17 protein-coding genes are annotated in these 18,950 nt (G+C 37.8%); 15 read left to right on the plus strand and 2 right to left on the minus strand.

Annotation, left to right across the window (positions count from 1 at the left end):
- Nucleotides 1–37: 37 nt before the first annotated feature.
- The 14 genes from rfbB (at nucleotide 38) to FQ084_RS05600 (ending at nucleotide 15,194) form a co-directional block, all read left to right on the plus strand.
- Nucleotides 38–1,096, plus strand: coding sequence for a dTDP-glucose 4,6-dehydratase (gene rfbB / locus FQ084_RS05535; protein WP_149489656.1), 1,059 nt, complete (start codon nucleotides 38–40; stop codon nucleotides 1,094–1,096).
- Entirely contained in the window at nucleotides 1,096–1,974 is an 879-nt protein-coding gene (gene rfbA / locus FQ084_RS05540) for a glucose-1-phosphate thymidylyltransferase RfbA (protein WP_149489657.1), read from the plus strand. The genes rfbB and rfbA overlap by 1 nt, the downstream gene beginning before the upstream one ends.
- On the plus strand, nucleotides 1,971–3,071 hold the full coding sequence (locus FQ084_RS05545; protein ID WP_149489658.1) for a DegT/DnrJ/EryC1/StrS family aminotransferase: 1,101 nt from the start codon (nucleotides 1,971–1,973) through the stop codon (nucleotides 3,069–3,071). The genes rfbA and FQ084_RS05545 overlap by 4 nt, the downstream gene beginning before the upstream one ends.
- A gap of 5 nt (nucleotides 3,072–3,076) precedes the next feature.
- Entirely contained in the window at nucleotides 3,077–4,270 is a 1,194-nt protein-coding gene (locus FQ084_RS05550; protein ID WP_149489659.1) for an ATP-grasp domain-containing protein, read from the plus strand.
- Nucleotides 4,271–4,444: 174 nt separating this feature from the next.
- A complete protein-coding gene (locus FQ084_RS05555) occupies nucleotides 4,445–5,008 on the plus strand; it encodes a GNAT family N-acetyltransferase (protein ID WP_149489660.1) in 564 nt (187 codons plus the stop codon).
- 30 nt (nucleotides 5,009–5,038) lie between these two features.
- Entirely contained in the window at nucleotides 5,039–6,520 is a 1,482-nt protein-coding gene (locus FQ084_RS05560; protein ID WP_223144860.1) for an oligosaccharide flippase family protein, read from the plus strand.
- A complete protein-coding gene (locus FQ084_RS05565; protein WP_149489662.1) occupies nucleotides 6,517–7,482 on the plus strand; it encodes a glycosyltransferase family 2 protein in 966 nt (321 codons plus the stop codon). Before FQ084_RS05560 ends, FQ084_RS05565 begins: the two co-directional genes overlap by 4 nt.
- Nucleotides 7,483–7,492: 10 nt before the next feature.
- Nucleotides 7,493–8,566 carry a glycosyltransferase family 4 protein gene (locus tag FQ084_RS05570; protein WP_149489663.1) on the plus strand — a complete coding sequence of 358 codons (1,074 nt, stop codon included), beginning with the start codon at nucleotides 7,493–7,495 and terminating at the stop codon, nucleotides 8,564–8,566.
- A gap of 13 nt (nucleotides 8,567–8,579) precedes the next feature.
- Nucleotides 8,580–9,671, plus strand: coding sequence for a glycosyltransferase (locus FQ084_RS05575; RefSeq protein ID WP_149489664.1), 1,092 nt, complete (start codon nucleotides 8,580–8,582; stop codon nucleotides 9,669–9,671).
- Nucleotides 9,661–10,755: a hypothetical protein gene (locus FQ084_RS05580; RefSeq protein WP_149489665.1), complete on the plus strand. Its 1,095-nt coding sequence runs from the start codon at nucleotides 9,661–9,663 to the stop codon at nucleotides 10,753–10,755. The genes FQ084_RS05575 and FQ084_RS05580 overlap by 11 nt, the downstream gene beginning before the upstream one ends.
- Nucleotides 10,752–11,882, plus strand: a complete 1,131-nt coding sequence (locus FQ084_RS05585; RefSeq protein WP_149489666.1) for a glycosyltransferase family 4 protein — start codon at nucleotides 10,752–10,754, stop codon at nucleotides 11,880–11,882. Before FQ084_RS05580 ends, FQ084_RS05585 begins: the two co-directional genes overlap by 4 nt.
- A 352-nt stretch (nucleotides 11,883–12,234) precedes the next feature.
- Nucleotides 12,235–13,257: an MraY family glycosyltransferase gene (locus FQ084_RS05590; protein WP_149489667.1), complete on the plus strand. Its 1,023-nt coding sequence runs from the start codon at nucleotides 12,235–12,237 to the stop codon at nucleotides 13,255–13,257.
- Between the two features lie 462 nt (nucleotides 13,258–13,719).
- Nucleotides 13,720–14,616: a bifunctional methylenetetrahydrofolate dehydrogenase/methenyltetrahydrofolate cyclohydrolase FolD gene (gene folD, locus FQ084_RS05595; RefSeq protein WP_149489668.1), complete on the plus strand. Its 897-nt coding sequence runs from the start codon at nucleotides 13,720–13,722 to the stop codon at nucleotides 14,614–14,616.
- A 95-nt stretch (nucleotides 14,617–14,711) separates the two neighbouring features.
- Nucleotides 14,712–15,194, plus strand: a complete 483-nt coding sequence (locus FQ084_RS05600; RefSeq protein ID WP_149490190.1) for a phosphate-starvation-inducible protein PsiE — start codon at nucleotides 14,712–14,714, stop codon at nucleotides 15,192–15,194.
- Between the two features lie 92 nt (nucleotides 15,195–15,286).
- On the opposite strand, the gene corA is transcribed toward FQ084_RS05600, so the two are convergent.
- Nucleotides 15,287–16,510, minus strand: a complete 1,224-nt coding sequence (corA, locus tag FQ084_RS05605) for a magnesium/cobalt transporter CorA (protein WP_149489669.1) — start codon at nucleotides 16,508–16,510, stop codon at nucleotides 15,287–15,289.
- A 136-nt stretch (nucleotides 16,511–16,646) separates the two neighbouring features.
- Complete coding sequence (locus tag FQ084_RS05610; protein WP_149489670.1) at nucleotides 16,647–17,036, minus strand: DUF2237 family protein; 390 nt, start codon at nucleotides 17,034–17,036, stop codon at nucleotides 16,647–16,649.
- A 453-nt stretch (nucleotides 17,037–17,489) separates the two neighbouring features.
- On the opposite strand from FQ084_RS05610, the gene FQ084_RS05615 reads away from it, so the two are divergent.
- Nucleotides 17,490–18,806, plus strand: a complete 1,317-nt coding sequence (locus tag FQ084_RS05615) for an ATP phosphoribosyltransferase regulatory subunit (RefSeq protein WP_149489671.1) — start codon at nucleotides 17,490–17,492, stop codon at nucleotides 18,804–18,806.
- The last annotated feature ends 144 nt before the right edge of the window (nucleotides 18,807–18,950 follow it).

An 18,950-nucleotide genomic window follows, 5' to 3' on the forward strand; every position in this document is an offset into this window, starting at 1 on the left:
TAGGTCAATGTCAGTTAAATCATCCAATAGGTGCTATATGAAAATATTAATTACAGGTGGTGCAGGTTTTATCGGTTCTGCTGTGATACGCCATATTATAAATAATACCGATCATAATATTTTAAACATCGATAAATTGACTTACGCGGGTAATTTAGAATCGCTGCAAGACATTGAGCAAAGTAGCAGATATAGCTTTCGACAAATTGATATCTGCGATACAGAAATATTAGAACAAGCTTTTATTCATTTCAAACCTAACGTAGTCATGCATCTAGCTGCAGAGTCACATGTTGATCGTTCAATTGATGGACCGGCAGAGTTTATCACCACCAATATTGTAGGAACATATACCTTATTGGAAGTTGCACGTAGATATTGGCAAAGCCTTAATGATGCAGAAAAGTCTGACTTCAAATTTCATCATATTTCTACAGATGAGGTTTATGGCGATCTAGATAGAACGACTGATTTATTTACAGAGAAAACGGCTTATGCTCCAAGCTCACCTTACTCTGCAAGTAAAGCAAGCTCCGATCATTTGGTGCGAGCTTGGTATCGCACTTATGGACTTCCAGTAATTGTCACGAATTGCTCAAATAACTATGGTCCTTATCACTTTCCTGAAAAGCTCATTCCTCTTGTGATTTTGAATGCCTTGGATGCAAAAGTCTTACCAATTTATGGAAGAGGAGATCAGATTCGTGACTGGCTGTTTGTTGAAGATCATGCACGTGCCTTATATAAAGTGGTCACAGAAGGTGTGATAGGTGAAACTTATAACATCGGTGGTCATAATGAAAAACAGAATATTGAAGTAGTTAGAGCCATTTGCAGAATCCTAGATCAATTAAAACCTCAAGCTAATGATCTTCCTTATGAGTCGTTGATCTCTTTTGTAAAAGACCGTCCAGGCCATGATCTACGTTATGCGATCGACGCGAGTAAGATTGCCAATGATTTGAACTGGAAACCAGAAGAGACGTTTGAGACGGGCATACGTAAAACGGTTAATTGGTATTTAAATAATTTGGAATGGTGCCGCCGAGTACAGGATGGCAGTTATCAACGCGAAAGATTAGGGGTAAATGCATAATGAATACAAAAGGTATCATTCTGGCAGGTGGCTCAGGGACGCGCTTATACCCAATTACCAAAGGCATATCTAAGCAATTACTGCCCATCTATGATAAGCCGATGATTTATTACCCTCTATCCGTACTCATGTTGGCCGGTATTCGTGATGTGTTAATCATAAGTACACCTGACGATATCGAATGCTTTGAGCGTTTGCTTGGCGATGGTTCGGAGTTTGGTATTAACCTTAAGTATGCGACTCAACCAAGTCCAGATGGTCTGGCTCAAGCATTTATCATCGGTGAAGACTTCATAGGTAACAGCAATGTTTGTCTCGTCTTGGGTGATAATATTTTTTATGGGCAAGGGTTTACTCCCATGTTGCGCAATGCAGTGAGTCGTCAAAAAGGGGCAACCATTTTTGGATATCAGGTCAAAGATCCTGAGCGCTTTGGAGTGGTTGAATTTAATGAAAAACTGCGTGCAATTTCACTAGAAGAAAAGCCAATCAAGCCTAAATCTAATTTTGCAGTGACAGGTCTCTATTTTTATGACAATGATGTCATTCAAATTGCCAAACAAGTAAAACCTTCTGAGCGCGGTGAACTTGAGATTACCACAATCAATCAAATGTACATGGAACGTGGTGACTTAAGTGTAGAAGTATTGGGGCGAGGCTTTGCTTGGTTAGATACGGGTACTCATGAAAGTTTACTAGAAGCTGCACAGTTTGTAGAAACTCTTGAGAAGCGCCAAGGCTATAAAGTGGCATGCTTAGAGGAAATTGCGCTCAATCAAGGTTGGCTCAGTAAACAACGAGTTCTAAAAATTGGAAAAAGTATGAGTAAGAACTCCTATGGTCAGTATCTAATTTCTTTAGTGGAGGAGCATATATGAGCATTCCTATCTATGTCACTCAGCCTGTCTTACCAGAGTTAAAAGAATTTATTCCTTATTTAGAGCAAATTTGGGAAAAAAATATATTAACCAATGGGGGACCACTGCATCAACAACTTGAACAAGAATTATGTGACTATCTTGGTGTTGATTACATCTCATTGTTTAATAACGGTACGATTGCACTTATCACCGCTTTACAAGCCTTATCTCTAAAAAAAGGTGAAGTAATCACTACGCCCTACACTTTTTTAGCCACAGCACACGCCATTGTTTGGAATAATCTAACACCTGTTTTCGTAGATATAGATCCTATTACATCTAATATAGATCCTAAAAAAGTAGAGCAAGCGATCACCGATGCTACCGTTGCTATTTTACCTGTACATTGCTATGGCATTCCTTGTGATGTAGAGGCGCTGCAAGCACTGGCGACAAAGCACAAGCTAAAACTTGTTTATGATACAGCACATGCATTTGGTGTCGACTATCATAGTCAAAGCCTGTTGAATTACGGAGATTTAAGTACGATTAGCTTTCATGCAACCAAAGTATTTAGTACCTTTGAAGGCGGTGCCATCGTTTGCCATAGCGCTGATATGAAACAGCGCATTGATCAGTTAAAGAATTTTGGCATCGTTGATGAAACTACCGTTAATGATATCTCCCTCAATGGAAAACTTAGTGAGGTACATGCAGCATTAGGTTTGCTACAACTAAAAACCATCGATCAAACATTGCAAGCCCGTGCCCAAGTTGATCATTGTTATCGTGAGTTGCTAGCTGGCGTAGAGGGAATCCGTTGTATTGAGCGCTCAGGTATTGAAAAAGATAACTATGCCTACTTTCCAATTGTAATATCTGAGCCTTATCCATTAAGCCGTGATGAATTGTTTGAAAAACTCAAACAACATAACATCTTTGCGCGTAAGTATTTTTATCCACTTATGACTGAATTGAGTGTTTATGAGCAATACCAATCAGACACACCCAATGCAAAACTCTTATCTGGACAAGTTCTTTGTTTACCCATGTACCCAACACTAAGCATTGACCAAATTCAAAGAATCACACAATTGATTACAGATAAGGATTAATCATCATGAAAAAAATTCTCTTCTTAGGTGCAGCGCCTTCACAGATACCACCCATTAAATATGCAAAATCACAAGGTCACTATGTCATCACATGTGACTATTTACCTAAAAATCCAGGACATCAGTTAGCTGATGAGTCGCATAATGTCTCAACAACAGATAAAGATGCGGTGTTGAAACTGGCTCAGAAATTAAAAATAGACGGTATTGTTGCTTATGCTTCTGATCCTGCAGCACCTACTGCCGCGTATGTTTCTGAAGAAATGGGATTACCAGGTAATCCTTACGAGTCTGTACTTATCTTAGCACGCAAAGATTTATTCCGAGATTTCTTAAAAAAGCACAATTTTAATGTACCTAAATCAGAGTCTTTTTATGACTTAGAGAGTGCGGCAATTTGGTTGGATGAAATAAGTGTTCCAGCTTTTATTAAACCTGTCGATTCTTCGGGAAGTAAAGGTGTGACTGAAATCACCTCTAAAGATCAGCTAGAAAATGCTTTTAATCATGCATTGGTTTTTTCACGCGAAAAAAAAGTGGTGATAGAAGAGAAAATCGTTAAGCAAGGTTATCAAGTTGCAGGTGATGGATTTATTGTAGATGGAAAACTGGCTTTTTACTGTTGGGCTGATGAGCATTTCGACAAACTTTGTAATGGTTTGGTTCCGATAGGTCAAACGTTTCCTACTTCTCATTCCAAGACTTTACTTCAAGAAGCATACCGAGAAACGCAGCGTCTTTTAAGTTTATTAAAAATGAAGACAGGTGCATTAAATTTTGACTTCTTATTTTCTGAAGATGGAAAGTTTTATTTTCTTGAGCTAGGGCCTCGTAATGGTGGATGCTTGATTCCAGAAGTGATTCGTTATGCAACAGGTGTTGATTTGATCAAAGCAACTGTTGATGCAGCCTTGGGTTTGGATTGTAGCTATATACAGCAAGTACCTATAAAAGGATTTTGGTCTAGCTATATGGTACATAGTTTGAAGACTGGATTTTTCAAACAGTTAAATATTTCTGAACGAGCACAAAAAATGATTGTTGAGAAAAGTATATATGTTGTAGAAAATGATCCTGTTAAAAAATATAGTGGTTCACACGATACTCTAGGAATGATGATTTTAAAATATCCTAATAAGGACACTATGTTGGATATGATAGATAACATGGAGCGTGATATTTTTGTGTTTGTTAATTAAAAATATTAACTGGGATTATTTAATTTAATGTGTTTATATTATGTTGATAGGCTATTTAATTAAATTAATAGTAATTGGTTTTGCGTATAGAGTAATGCTGTATATTAGTTGTTTGGTCTAAAAATAAAAGATACTTTATAAAATGAACATAAATATAATCAAGGAATTCTTATAATGAATATTGAAGGTAGATTGGTAACGCTGCGTGCTATAGAAATAGAAGATGTAGATCTTTTAATAAAATGGTCAAACTCTCCTGAACTTTGGAAAAATTTAATTGGATGGCATTTTCCATATTCTAAAATTAGTACTGAAAACTATATAAAAAATATAGATCACGCTAATATGAAAAATCAAATTTTTGCCATAGAGGCTCATGATATTGGATTAATCGGTACGATAAGTCTTGCTGATATTGATTGGAAAAATAGAAGTGCAACTAATGGCATTATGTTAGGAGATGTGGATACTAGAGGCAAAGGTTACGCTATGGATGCAGCGCTTACTATTATGCGCTATGCGTTTAAAGAGTTGGGCTTAAATCGCCTAAGTGGAGAAATATTGGATTACAACAATAGATCCATTGGTTTATCCACAAAAAAATGTGGATGGAAAATTGAAGGAAGAAGAGCGGAAGCAACTTATCGTGATGGTAAATATCATGATCAAGTTTTAATCGGTATTACTCATAGGCAGTATGATGAATTTATGAAAGTCAACGATTATTGGAATAGCTAAATGCTAAGGCCTTCATTAAAGCTTAATGTTATGGCCAGTTATGCTAGCCAGATTTATTTAATTGTGATTAGTATTGCAATTCTACCTATCTATATAAAATATATGGGTGCAGAAGCATATGGCTTAGTAGGTTTCTTTGCTATGTTACAGGGGTTGTTTAATCTACTAGATTTTGGATTAACCCCTACTATTAGTCGCCAAACTGCTCAGTATAACGCAGGTACAGACACGGCTTTAAATTTTAGAAAATTATTTAGAGCTTTAAGTTTAATATTTATAGTGGTTGCAATTACAGGCGGCGGTATTTTATTTTTATTAGATGACTATATCGCGTCGCATTGGTTGAAACTAGATAACTTAAATATCAACGACGTTTTATTCTGTCTTCAAGTGATGGCAGTGTGTGTCGCTCTACGCTGGATAACCGGATTATATCGTGGCGTTATCTCAGGCTTTGAACAAATCGTTTGGTTAAGTGTGGTTAATAGCTTTATTGCTACGTTAAGGTTTCCAGGTGTATTGCTGTACATGTATTACTTTGGTTTTAATATTAAAAGCTTTTTTATTTTCCAGCTATTTATAGCCTTGTTAGAGTTTTTTATTTTAATGATAAAGAGTCATTTATTATTACCTAAGCTACCTAAACAATATGTCATTGGATGGTCCATTAAACCTATTCAGCCGTTATTAGGCTTTGCTTTGACGATTGCTTTTACTTCTTCAGTTTGGGTGTTATTTACACAGTTAGATAAATTTGTATTGTCTGGTATTTTGCCTTTGGCTGATTATGGCTATTTTACTTTAGCGGTACTGGTAGCAGGTGGGATATTACAGCTTAGTGCACCGATAGGTTCTCCAGTTATGCCTCGTATGGCGCGTTTAGAAGCTGAACAGCAATATGAGCAAATGCGACAAGTCTATCTGAACGCAACGCAATTTATCGCTGTGATTGTTGTTACTGCCGGTATTGTACTTGCGGGCGTTGCCAAGCCAGTATTATATGCTTGGACTGGAGATATTAATTTAGCCAATCAAGCGGCGCCAATTTTACGCTTATATGCGTTAGGTAATGCGCTGCTGGCACTCTCAGCTTTTCCTTATTACTTACAATATGCCAAAGGTAACTTAAAGTACCACTTGATAGGAAATATTATCAGTGTCGTAATCTTGATACCAGCCGTCGTTTGGGCAGCGACACATTATGGAGCTGTTGGCGCAGGTTGGGTTTGGTTCTTAATGCAGTTGATATATTTAGTATTCTGGGTAAGTTATATCCATACAAAACTTGAGCCAAATATGAATTTAATATGGTTTAAAACTTTTATACCAAGTGTGGTAACCGTATCTGTTTTTGTATTACTAACGACACAATGGGTGGAGTATTCAGGTAGTCGCTCAGTTATTTTATTAAAAATAATTACAATCAGTTTGTGCAGTGTATTTATTGCAATGTTGAGCTCTGTTCGAATCCTAAATATATTCAAAGCAAAAATTTATAGGAGAGCAATATGAATAGTAGCGACAATCCTATTCAAGTATCAGTATGTGTGGTTACTTATAACCAAGAAAATTATATTATCGAGTGTTTAGATAGCTTGGTATCTCAGCACACGAATTTTAAGTTCGAAATTGTCATCGGTGAAGATGCTTCCACTGATAATACTCGTGCAATTGTACAGCGTTATGTAGAGAAATATCCTGATCTCATGGTTCCTATTTTCCATGAAAAAAATGTAGGAGCAGGCGAAAATGTTAAACAAGTTTATGAAAAAGCTAGAGGTAAATATATTGCCCATGTGGACGGCGATGATATGGCATTGCCAAATAAGTTGCAAAAGCAGTTCGATATACTAGAAGCCAATCCAGACTGTAATCTGTGTAGCCACGACGTCAAACAGATTGAAGCAGATGGCAAGTTAAGACGAAAAATTTGGACGTATCCTGACGGTAAATATGATCTCTTCGATTTTTATAAAAAACTACCATTTTTTGCCCATTCGTCCAAGATGTTTGTTAATAAATACAATTCAGAATTTTGGGATAAAATTTTTCATAACCCGTATGCTTTAGATATCGATATTCATGTCGCTCAATTAGAAGATGGTCATATATATCATATAGGTGAAGCACTAGGTGTTTATCGCATTGGTAGTGGCATGAGTGCTCAAGATGCAAAGTTTAATGAGCTCTTACCATTAGCATCAGAAAGAGTTTTTGAAAAAGGCTTGGTTTTATTTAAAGAAGATAAAGAGAAATTAGCTACTATTCGTGACCTCTATGCTTTAGCAATGTTGCAATGCGCTTACAGCTATGCGATATATGATAGAGATAGTCAGCTATTTAATTTGTATGTAAATAAGTCTATTCAACAAAGTAGTATAGGGATAAAGCAAAAGATTTTTAAAGTAGCGACATTTTGCCCTTCTATATTTTTTAGGTTGTTTTTGCTTAGAAGTAAAATCCGACAACTATAAAGGATATATTATGAAAAAAATCTGCTTTCTTATGGGTAACCTTAGTAATCCAGGTGGCACCGAAAGAGTCACTACCTTGATAGCTAATGAGCTAGCTGAAAAAAATCCCAATATTTCAATTTTAAGTCTTACAGACGGAAAAAATCCTTTTTTTTATCTGAATGCTGATGTGAAAACTTACTCTTTATATCCTATGAAAATTTCTTTTAAGAAAAACTTTATTGGAGCAGTTTTGAAAATTCGTCGATTTGTGCAGCAGCATCAAATTGATAGCCTTATTGTCGTAGATAGCATTTCATGTATGTTTACCGTACCTGCGTTATATGGCCTACAAGTGAATCATATTTGTTGGGAGCATTTTAACTTTAACGTCAACCTCAAAACAAAATCACGAGATATAGGACGAAAGTGGGCAGCAAAATATTGTGATTATATTGTTACGCTTACTAAGCGTGATAAAGAGTTATGGCAGCAAGGATTAAACGATATCAATGCTAAGATTATTCCGATTGCAAATCCTACTCCCTATGAAAATGTAAAACATAGGCCTAGTCTTGATTTTAAAAACGTATTAACTTTAGGTCGTTTGACCTATCAAAAGGGGTTTGACTCTCTAATCGAAGCTTGGGCTCAGGTATGTAAAACTAATGAGGACTGGACTTTAAGTATAGTGGGTAGTGGAGAGGATGAAGAAGCGTTAAAAGATCAAGCTAAGCGATTAGAAGTGTTGAGTCGTATTAACTTTGTACCAGCAAACAAGGATATTGAGCAATATTATAAAAAAAGCTCTTTCTACTGTCTAAGCTCTCGCTTTGAAGGATTACCGATGGTATTGCTCGAAGCCCAAGCTTTTGGTCTACCCATCGTGGCTTTTGACTGTGATACAGGACCAGCAGAGGTAGTGGAACACCGCACTACTGGACTACTTGTAAAAGCAGGCGATACCAACCAACTTGCAGACTCTCTATTAATGATGATAAATATCACAAATTCTGAGTACGAGATGATGTCTGCTAATACTATAGAAAACAGCCAAAACTTTTCTATACAGTCAATTATAAAAACATGGCTTTCAATCATTTGAATGGATGGCTGCAATGAAAATACTATATGTCATTACAGGATTGGGTCAGGGCGGAGCAGAGCGTGTGGTTTGCGATCTCGCTGATAAAATGTATAAGAAAGGCCATGAGGTAAAAATAGCGTATTTAACCGGTGAAACGCTAACTTTGCCTAATAGCAAAGAAATTGAGCTAATTAAAGTTAATCTGAATGATCTCGGTTCATTACTACCAGCATATATTCGACTAGTAAAGTTAGTGAAACAATATAAGCCCGATGTCGTTCATTCACATATGATACATGCTAATTTATTAACGAGATTGGTTAGGTTAATAACCGCTATAAAAAAACTGGTTTCTACCGCTCATAGTAGCAATGAAGGTGGCTGGATACGGATGTTTCTCTATAGAGTAACGCATCATTTAGCAGATATTACTACCAACGTGAGCAAGGACGCCACTTTATCTTTTGAAGATAGGGGAGCAGTACCAAAAAATGGTATGAGAGCTGTTTATAATGGCATTGATTTGAATAATTTTTATCGCCATACAAATGCTAGAATAGATTTGAATAAAGATTTAGGTATTAGTAATGAAGTCAAGATATTACTAGCAGTGGGTAGATTCAATAAGGAAAAAGACTATCCAAATCTATTACAGGCTATTCAAATATTAAAAAAACAAAATTCATTCTCATTTAAACTGCTGATAGCAGGTGATGGTGAACTAAGAGGTTTGCTAGAGAGAAAAATTAATGAATTAAATATAGACGATGAAGTAGTTTTATTAGGTAGAAGAAGTGATATTCCTGAACTTATGAGCGCTGCAGATTTGTTTGTGCTTTCTTCTAAGTATGAAGGATTTGGCTTAGTCGTTGCTGAAGCAATGGCCTGTAAATGTTTAGTGGTTGCTACAGATTGTGGAGGGGTAGCTGAGGTTTTAAATGCACCAGATTTTTTGGTTTTACCGTGTGATTCTTTGGCGTTAGCAAATAAAATAAAATATACACTTAGTATGAATAAAGATATAAAAAGTGATATCATTCATAAAAACATAGAGCGTGTTCATAATGAATTTTCTCTAGATTCTATAGTTGATAAATGGATTGATATATATAATGAAAAATAACACTATATATTTGGATAGGATTTCTAATACTGCTATTTTTATGTCTATAGTTGTTGTTTTTTTTCTAAAAATAGCTCTTTATTTCTTGTTAAAAAATCAAGCTTTGAATATTGGGATTGGTGGCGGTAATGACTCTGATTATTATAATGCCTATGCTAAAGGTTTTACAGATGTTGCAGTAAATGTCTGGCCAGTAATATTAAAATTCTTAAATGATATTGGATTATATTCGCGAGATGGTATTTCGTATTTATTTTTATTTTTAAATCTGCTGGTTATACCTCACGTGATTGCGCATCTATCAGGGTTAAGTTTTAAAGATAATCAAAAATATTATTTGTATAGTTTTCTCATATGCTTAATATATCCAACACTGTTCTTTTATACGTTGGATGTATATCGTGATTTATTTATGGTTGTTGTTTTCATTGTTGGATGTTTTTTTGTAAAGAAATTTGTCAATAGCTCTAATTTAGTTTTTTCTCTATTATTTTTTGTCATATCGATTTTAATGGGTTTCTTTCTATCAGCCTTACGTCCTTATTTGGGTTATACATTTTTAATATCAATTTTTTTATGGAAAATAAAATTTACTAAAAAACGCTTATTTGTTTTTTTAATTCTCTATTTTATAGCATTGTTTGCCGCAAACTATTTAGGTTTATTCAGTGTTTTAACAGAATATAGAACTGGTTTTGAGAAAATGGAAGGTGGATCTAATTTAGGCTTAGATTTCTCTAACCCCGTGATGTTTATTCCCAACTTTATATTAAGTATACTGGGTCAACTTTTAGGTCTATATATTACTAACCCTCTTTCTATAATTTTATTACTAATCGAGACTTTACCTTTTTTACTAATGCTTATCTATATAATTAGAAACATAGGTTTAGCAGATAATTTTGTACGATTTCTAATTATATTTTTTGTGTTGTATGCAAGTGTATGGTTGATAGGAAATGATAATCTAGGTACAGCTGTTCGTCTTAGAATGTGTAATTATATAGCTATATACATCAGTTTTTTCTATATTTTAAGACTCAAAAAATTATCTTTACGAAATGAACAGGCTGTTAATAAATGAAGATTATTATGATAGGTACAGTCGCCGCTAGTTTTTTAGGATTTCGTTCTGATCTTATCAGATTTTTGATTGAAAAAGAGCATAGTGTGTATGCTTTTACTTCTGAATATAGCTCAGATGAACTTAAAAAAATAAAAGATTTAGGAGCCATACCAGTGACTTATGAGTTAAGTAGAGGCGGGTTAGATCCTTTAGCAGATATAAAAGCAACTTACTTATTGTCAAAAAAAATAAAAAAAATAGCCCCAGACCTGGTTTTTTCTTATTTCGCGAAACCTGTGATTTTTGGAACCTTAGCTGCAAGGATTGCTAAGGTTCCACAAGTAATAGGCATGCTAGAAGGGTTAGGTTACACCTTTACTGATCAGCCAGAAGGACTGAGCAAAAAAGTTCAGCTCATAAAATATATCCAAGTTTTTCTTTATAAAATAGCATTACCGCGTTTGGACAAACTTATATTCCTAAACCCAGATGATCGGCAGGATTTAGTAGAAAAATATTCTATAGCTGTAAAGGAAATAGGTGTGTTAGGAGGAATCGGTTTAAATTTAAACGAATACGCCCACCATCCTATAAGTAACATTGAATTACCTATAAAATTTTTATTTATTGGTCGTCTACTTAAAGAAAAAGGTATTCATGATTTTGTCAAAGCAGCAAAAACAGTAAAAGAGATATATCCTGACACCCAGTTTACCGTTTTAGGATCTATAGATTACTCTAACTTGGGCGCTTTACAACAATCAGAGCTTGATGACCTCATCGCATCAAAAGTAATCAATTATCACGGTCATGTGAATGATGTAAAAAATTGGATCGTAGACAGTCACGTCTTCGTCTTACCTTCCTATCGAGAAGGTGTGCCGCGTAGTACTCAAGAAGCTATGGCGATTGGAAGACCTGTAATTACTACCGATGTGCCTGGCTGCCGTGAAACAGTTGTCGATGGTGTGAATGGTTTTTTAGTCCAAAAATGGCAACCACATGCTTTGGCTGAAAAGATGCTCTATTTTATAGAACATCCTGAACAAATTGAAAAGATGGGATATGAAAGCTATAAAATAGCCAAAGATAGATTTGATGCTAATAAAGTAAATCAGCGTTTGTTGAAACTAGTGGGTTTATGAGTAGTAGTAAATAATCAAAGAAAAAATATTTACTTATCTAATGCTGGTTTGGTTGGCATTGCTTTAGGTACATATGAGGTCTTAGTAGATTCGTGTTTAATCTTGTGCTCGATTCATAATAAATACGGTTTTATTGAGTCGTTTTAAAGTTAAATCAATTCAGTGCTCGTGATATGAATTTTTCGCATCCACTTTTATGCCTACGAACAGCAAGACAAGGCTTTTTCTGGATGGATAACGTGATATGGCAACGCATATTGCTGATATATAAATATTTACTCAGATTATAATAATATTTTGGCTTACTGGCGTTTCTTTCTTGGCTATAGAGCAGTGCTATCGAGGTTTTTCTATGAATAATTGGCTATTTATTGTAGGGGTGTTTGTCACAGCTTTCGTTTTAACTTGGTTATTACGACGCTATGCCCTAGCCAGTAGTTTGATGGATATACCCAATGAGCGAAGTTCTCATTCAATACCTACGCCGCGCGGCGGTGGGGTGGCGATTGTATTGAGCTTTTTGCTGGTACTGCCTTTGATAGGTATGCTGGATTTGCTTCCTTGGTCATTCGTGATTGGTATCATTGGTGCAGGTTTGGCAGTAGCTTTGCTTGGGTTTTTAGATGATCACGGACATATTGCAGCGCGTTGGCGTTTGTTGGGGCACTTTTCTGCAGCTGCATGGGTGTTGTATTGGCTAGGTGGTTTACCGCATTTATTCTTATTTGGTTTTTCGTTTAATCTTGGGTTGATTGGTCATTTATTAGCAGCGCTATATATTGTTTGGATGCTTAATCTGTATAACTTTATGGATGGCATCGATGGTATTGCTAGTATTGAAGCAATTTCTGTCTGTGCTGGTGGCTCCCTTTTGTATGTGTTGTTGAATGAACCAATATTAGCATTGGTACCTGCTTTATTAGCGGCAGCAGTTGGTGGATTCTTATGTTGGAATTTTCCACCTGCACGCATTTTTATGGGTGATGCAGGAAGTGGGTTTTTAGGATTTGTTTTGGCTGTTCTATCGTTGCAAGCTGCATGGTTTAAAATGGAGTTGCTCTGGAGTTGGTTAATTTTATTGGGCGTATTTGTGGTTGATGCAACCTTTACATTACTACGCCGTTTATTGCGTGGTGATAAAATATATGAAGCCCATCGTAGCCATGCTTACCAATATGCATCGCGTCAATTTTCTGCACATCTTCCTGTGACTGCAACTGTTATGCTAATCAATTTATTTTGGTTATTTCCTATAGCTTTAGCTGTTGGGTTAGAGCGTTTAGACGGTTTGCTAGGTGTCCTTATTGCTTATTTGCCGCTAATACTGTTGGCTGTTAAGTTTAAAGCTGGGCAGCTAGAAAAAGCTACTGTCTAAAACTTTACCTTTAACTGCTATTTTTTGCTCATGACAATATTCCAATATAAACCATAGGTCGTAACTCATCCAAATGGTTCAGCCCAAGTACGGCTCAAAACTGCAGGGCGGTGTGTAATAATGATGGACGACCTAGTATAGTTTTACAATCCTTATTCCATAATCTATGCTTTATCAAACAATCGCTTTAAAATGTTTGAGCATTAATCAGACTAACCTCAAAAATCGTATCATTTTCCTGATCTAGCACCAGTTTTTAATGAATATGTCAAACAATGTGTCTCTTTAATACTTTTCGATGCTAGCTCATGTTCATACAGAAGTTATCTAAGCCTAGGATTTTGTAGCGTGGAGAGGTACAATATCAGTCTTAATCATATATTGACCAAGCATAAGACAGGCATGCAAGTAGTTGCGGGCGCTGTCTTTACTTTTTTTACCGTACCCTCTATTGGAGTTCTTATGTCTATTGCGTCTACTGCCCAAGAGTCCGCCACCATTTTGGACGGCAAAGCTCTTGCCAAACAAATAGAACAGCAACTGCGCACGCGCGTGGACGCTATCAAGGATAAAACTGGACGTACCCCAAGTTTAGCGACGATATTGGTCGGCGACGATCCAGCTTCTGCGACTTATGTGCGTATGAAAGGAAATGCTTGTAAGCGTGTTGGGATGGATTCTATTCGGGTTGAGATGCCAAGTGCGACTACCACCGAGCAGTTGATGGCTAAGATAGATGAGCTCAATAATAATCCAGATGTACATGGTATCTTGCTGCAGCATCCCGTACCTGAGCATATCGATGAGCGTGCTTGTTTTGAGCAGATTGATTTGGCAAAAGACGTCGATGGTGTGACATGTCTTGGCTTTGGTCGTATGGCGATGCAGCAGTCTGCTTATGGCTCGTGTACTCCGCAAGGTATCATGCATTTACTAGAGCATAATAATATCGAGCTGGCTGGTAAAGAGGCGGTGGTTGTAGGGCGCAGTGCCATCTTGGGTAAACCAATGGCGATGATGCTATTGAATGCTAACTGTACTGTGACGATTTGCCATTCAAGAACGCAAGATTTAGAATCTCGTATTAAACGCGCTGATATCGTCGTTGGCGCAGTTGGCGTACCTGAATTGATTAAAGCGGATTGGATTAAAGCAGGTGCAGTGGTCATCGATGCGGGCTTCCATCCAACTGATAATGGTGGCGTTGGTGATATTGAATTAAATAGCATTGAGCATATCGCTAGTGCATATACGCCAGTTCCAGGCGGCGTTGGGCCTATGACGATTAACACCCTTATTCGCCAGACCGTTGATGCGGCTGAAAAGTCAGCTGGTTTAAGCAACAGTGAAGTGAGCTGATGAAGCCGCTGTCAGAGCAAAAACCAGCACAGCGATCTGAACAGAAAAATAGTCAAGCCTATCAAGCCACTGACATTCATGTATCAAAGTCTAAAATGGGAATACATGAGCGCATGCAGCATATCGGCAGAGAGTTTGTCGATATTTGCCACTATATTATTTTATTCTTGATCAGTGTGGTGGTGGTTTGGACAGCGGGCAAAGAGTTCTGGGTTATTTTTCAAAAAGGCTCAGCCGATTTAAAAGATATTTTATTGTTATTTATTTATCTTGAACTACTGGCGATGATTGGCATTTATTTTAAGACTCATCGTCTGCCCGTACAGTTTTTGATATTTATTGCGATTACGGCTTTATCACGACATTTGGTGGTCGATGTGCAAGCGGTATCAGATAACTTTCATCTGTGGCTATTGGCAACGATTTCTTTTGCCATTATGGTGCTCAGTGCCTCTATCGTTATTTTAACCTGGACGGCCAAGATGTTTGGGCGACCAGAAGATTATTTGGATGACCATCAAGTGACCATTACTGAACATCATCTACCGAGCGTTGATAGCCAGCATTATCGTAAATAAGACGTTTATTTTTCCAATAAATATCATTGATAATAGCGGTTAATAAAAAAAGGGTTGCCAATGGCAGCCCTTTTTTTGTCTGAAATTCTGGCTTATAACCAACCCAATCTTTTAAAGTTAAAGTATAAAAAGCTACATAGAGAGCCAATGAGTGCCATGATAACTAAGTAGGAATACTGCCAGTGCAGCTCTGGCATAAAATCAAAGTTCATCCCATAGATCCCAGCAATCGCTGTCGGTACCGCTAATATACCTGCCCAAGCGGCAAGCTTACGCACCACTTCGTTCTGTCCCATATTGACCATAGCGAGATAGGTGTTCATGACCACGCTTAACATCTCGTTTAATCCATTAATCGCATCCAAAGAGTGCAATAAATGGTCATTGACGTCACGGAAATAGGGTTTAGCGGTGTGAGAAAAGGGCGATATTAAGTCGCTTTTATCATGATTGATAAAGTAGCTACAGATATCTTGCACCGGTAAAATCACCGCGCGCATATGCACCAACTGCGATTTTAATTCATATAAATTTCTAAGTGTTTCTTTATTAAACTCGTAAGTGAAAATATTGCGTTCTTGCTCACGTAAATAACTGCCCAAGCGATCGGTAATCGGCATATAGTTATCGACGATAAAATCGAGAATCGCATGCAGAACAAAGATAGGTCCCATCCGCAGCTTTTCTGGGCGACGATGACAGTGTTCGCGTACGGGCATATAAGAGTTTGAAGGACCATTGCGAATGGTAATAAGATAATTTTTGCCCATAAATATCGCGGTAGTGCCATAGCGAATGACATTGTCTTCCAGTTTGGCAGTACGCAGCACCACGAATATCATATCATTGTCGTAGTTCTCAACCTTGGCGCGTTGGTGTTCAGCAAAGGCATCTTCAATCGCCAGTTCATGTAGTTCAAAAGCATCTCTGACTTTGACCATGGTTTCTAAGCTTGGATCATAGAGACCAAGCCAGATAAATTGACCACTATTACTTAAAGCGCGACTGACATCATTCAGCGCCACCTTATTTACTTTTTCGCCTGTTTTACGCGAGTAGGCATAGCAATTGACCACTTCGTCATCGCTGGATAAATCGATATCTTCATAGCGCTCAGAGTCGGGATCGTAGACGGTCATGGTCTCAATCGTATCTTCGACTGTCGCATCCGCATCGCCATAAATATAGCTGTCATAGCTATCATAATTGTCTAAATAAGAGCGCTCATCGCCCATGCTAGGGTCGATAAGGGTGACATTAGAGTCAGGTGTGATACGCGTTGTCGGTTTGACAATCAGGTCATCATCTTGCTTCATACCTTCTCCTTTAGTCTAAGTAGAAAAATAGGGATAACAATATCTATGAAAGCTGCTTAAGTATTGTCTGGTTAGGTTTTACTTCACGCTTGCAGGTTAAGTCTTGTTTACAGCTTCTTCTTAATGTTTGCTGTCATTACAGCGCAAAGCGTTTTAGCGTTTCAATATCGACCAGACTTAATAAGCTTTCGTGACAGGCTTCAAGCTTTATCTGCGGCGCTATATCGAAGTCTAAGGCTTCAACCCAGCGTAGCGCACAGATACACCAGTAGTCACCAGGCTGTAGACCGGCAAAGCCGTACTCAGGCAGCGGCGTGGTCAAATCATTACCGCGACTGGCGGAAAAGTTTAAAAATTCGCTGGTCATCTTAGCGCAAACGGTATGCTGACCGACATCATGATTGCCAGTATGACAAAAGCCATTGCGGTAATAGCCAGTAAGTGGGTCAAAACAACAGCTGGCAAGGGCAGTGCCGAGGACATTGGTTTGGTTGATGGCAGGATTTGGGTGGTAATCAGATGACATAAGGCTTTCCGAGATAAAAATATGCTCTAGTGTAACATGAGTCTACCGATAAGGCGTTATGCAAGCAACAGACATCAAACGCTTTAAAACTTTAGAGTATTGACTATTTGAGAGAGAATTAGTTTGAGAGCTGATTATTTGAGCATGAATTAGATGGTAATTGGGGTTAATTGTCACTAGGCGAAGCTTGGCTGCTATGCTAAACTAAAGCATAAAGTGCCTTGATTATTTATCATAATTTTTTAGCGCATAAAGATACTCGTCTTATCATCCTAACTTATACTTATTACTCACCCTTTTGCGGTCACCTAGTTTGCTTATAGATAATTGGGTCAGTGATGTTGCGCGTCAAAAATAGAAAACGCCTCACATCCCTGCAATTGTAAATATAACCTTTTAGTACCGCATCAGTACCGCGTTTTTGGTAAGCGATACGCCAAACAAGGATTTATTGTGTCTGCCAGTTCTGATTCTGCAAAACCTGCCCAGTCAAATGCGACAAAAAAAGTGGCGATTCAGCCTGCTGATCATCGCGCTAACTCTAACGGCCTGCCATATCTAAGCAACTTTGCCAGCGATGTTGCCAATAACAGCTGGTTGCTGCCTGATGGGGTCGTTGATGTGTTGTTTGAAGATGCACACAAGCAAGAAGTACTCAGACATCAATTGATCCAGCAGCTTATCAGCCATGGCTATCAATTGGTCAATCCGCCAATGATTGAGTTTACTGAATCGTTATTGAGTGACGCATCAGAAGATTTAAAGCGTCAAACCTTTAAGATTATTGATCAGCTGACCGGTCGCTTGATGGGTGTGCGAGCTGATATTACCCCGCAGATTTTGCGTATTGATGCACATCATGGCGGTAGCGGAATTGCACGTTATTGCTACGCTGGCGATGTGATTCATACTTTGCCTTCAGGGTTATTTGGCTCACGTACACCGCTACAGTTAGGTGCAGAGATATTTGGTTGCGGTGAACTTGCTGCTGATATCGAGCTGATAGATGTGCTATTTAGCATGGTAAATAGCTTAGATATGAGCGCTGCCCTACATATTGATTTGGGTCATGTGGCGATATTTAAGCGTTTAGCGGTATTGGCTGAGTTGTCGGATAATGACACCGAGCAATTGATGAATCTCTATGCGAATAAAAATTTACCAGAGCTAAAACGTGTCTGCCAGCTACTGTCAATGGGCAATGATTTCTATGCCTTGGCACGCTTTGGTCATGATATGGCAAAGTTATTAGACACGCTGTCAGATATTGCCAAGCAAGATACGCACATTGTGACGGCTGTCGATGAGCTGCAACGCTTAAAAGCACATTTAGAAGCGCAGTGGCAGTGCCCAGTGAGTATCGATGTGACTGAACTGTCGGGTTATCACTATCATACAGGTATTATATTTAACGGCTATATCAATAGTGAAACCCAGCCACTGGTACGTGGTGGGCGCTTTGATGGTATGCATAGTGTAGGTCAATTAAGTGCTAAGCAACCACGTGAAGCCACAGGCTTTAGTATGGATGTCAGCCGTTTGCTGGCGCATACACAGCTTGAGTCACCGATTATTGTACTGGTTGATTATCAGGCATTAAAGCAGGCTGATACTGATAAATCGCAAATGCAAGTGCTATTACAGCAGGTCACAAGCTTACGTCAGCAAGGCTACCGCGTCACTATGCCATTAACGGCCGAAGACCGTCCAGCGGCGATGACGCATCGCTTAAACTTTGCGAATGATCAGTGGCAGCTAGAGACTGTATAAGCTTAGCAATGGCCTCAGTTAGAAAGCTTACATCTAGATGTTATTTAAATTTAGAAGCTATATAAAGAAATGTCATTAAATGACTGAATGATTAAATCGCTGAAAAATATGCCTTTTTTTAAAGTATTTTTTAGCATAACTTCA

Source organism: Psychrobacter sp. ANT_WB68, from assembly GCF_008369115.1.
Classification (GTDB): Bacteria; Pseudomonadota; Gammaproteobacteria; order Pseudomonadales; family Moraxellaceae; genus Psychrobacter.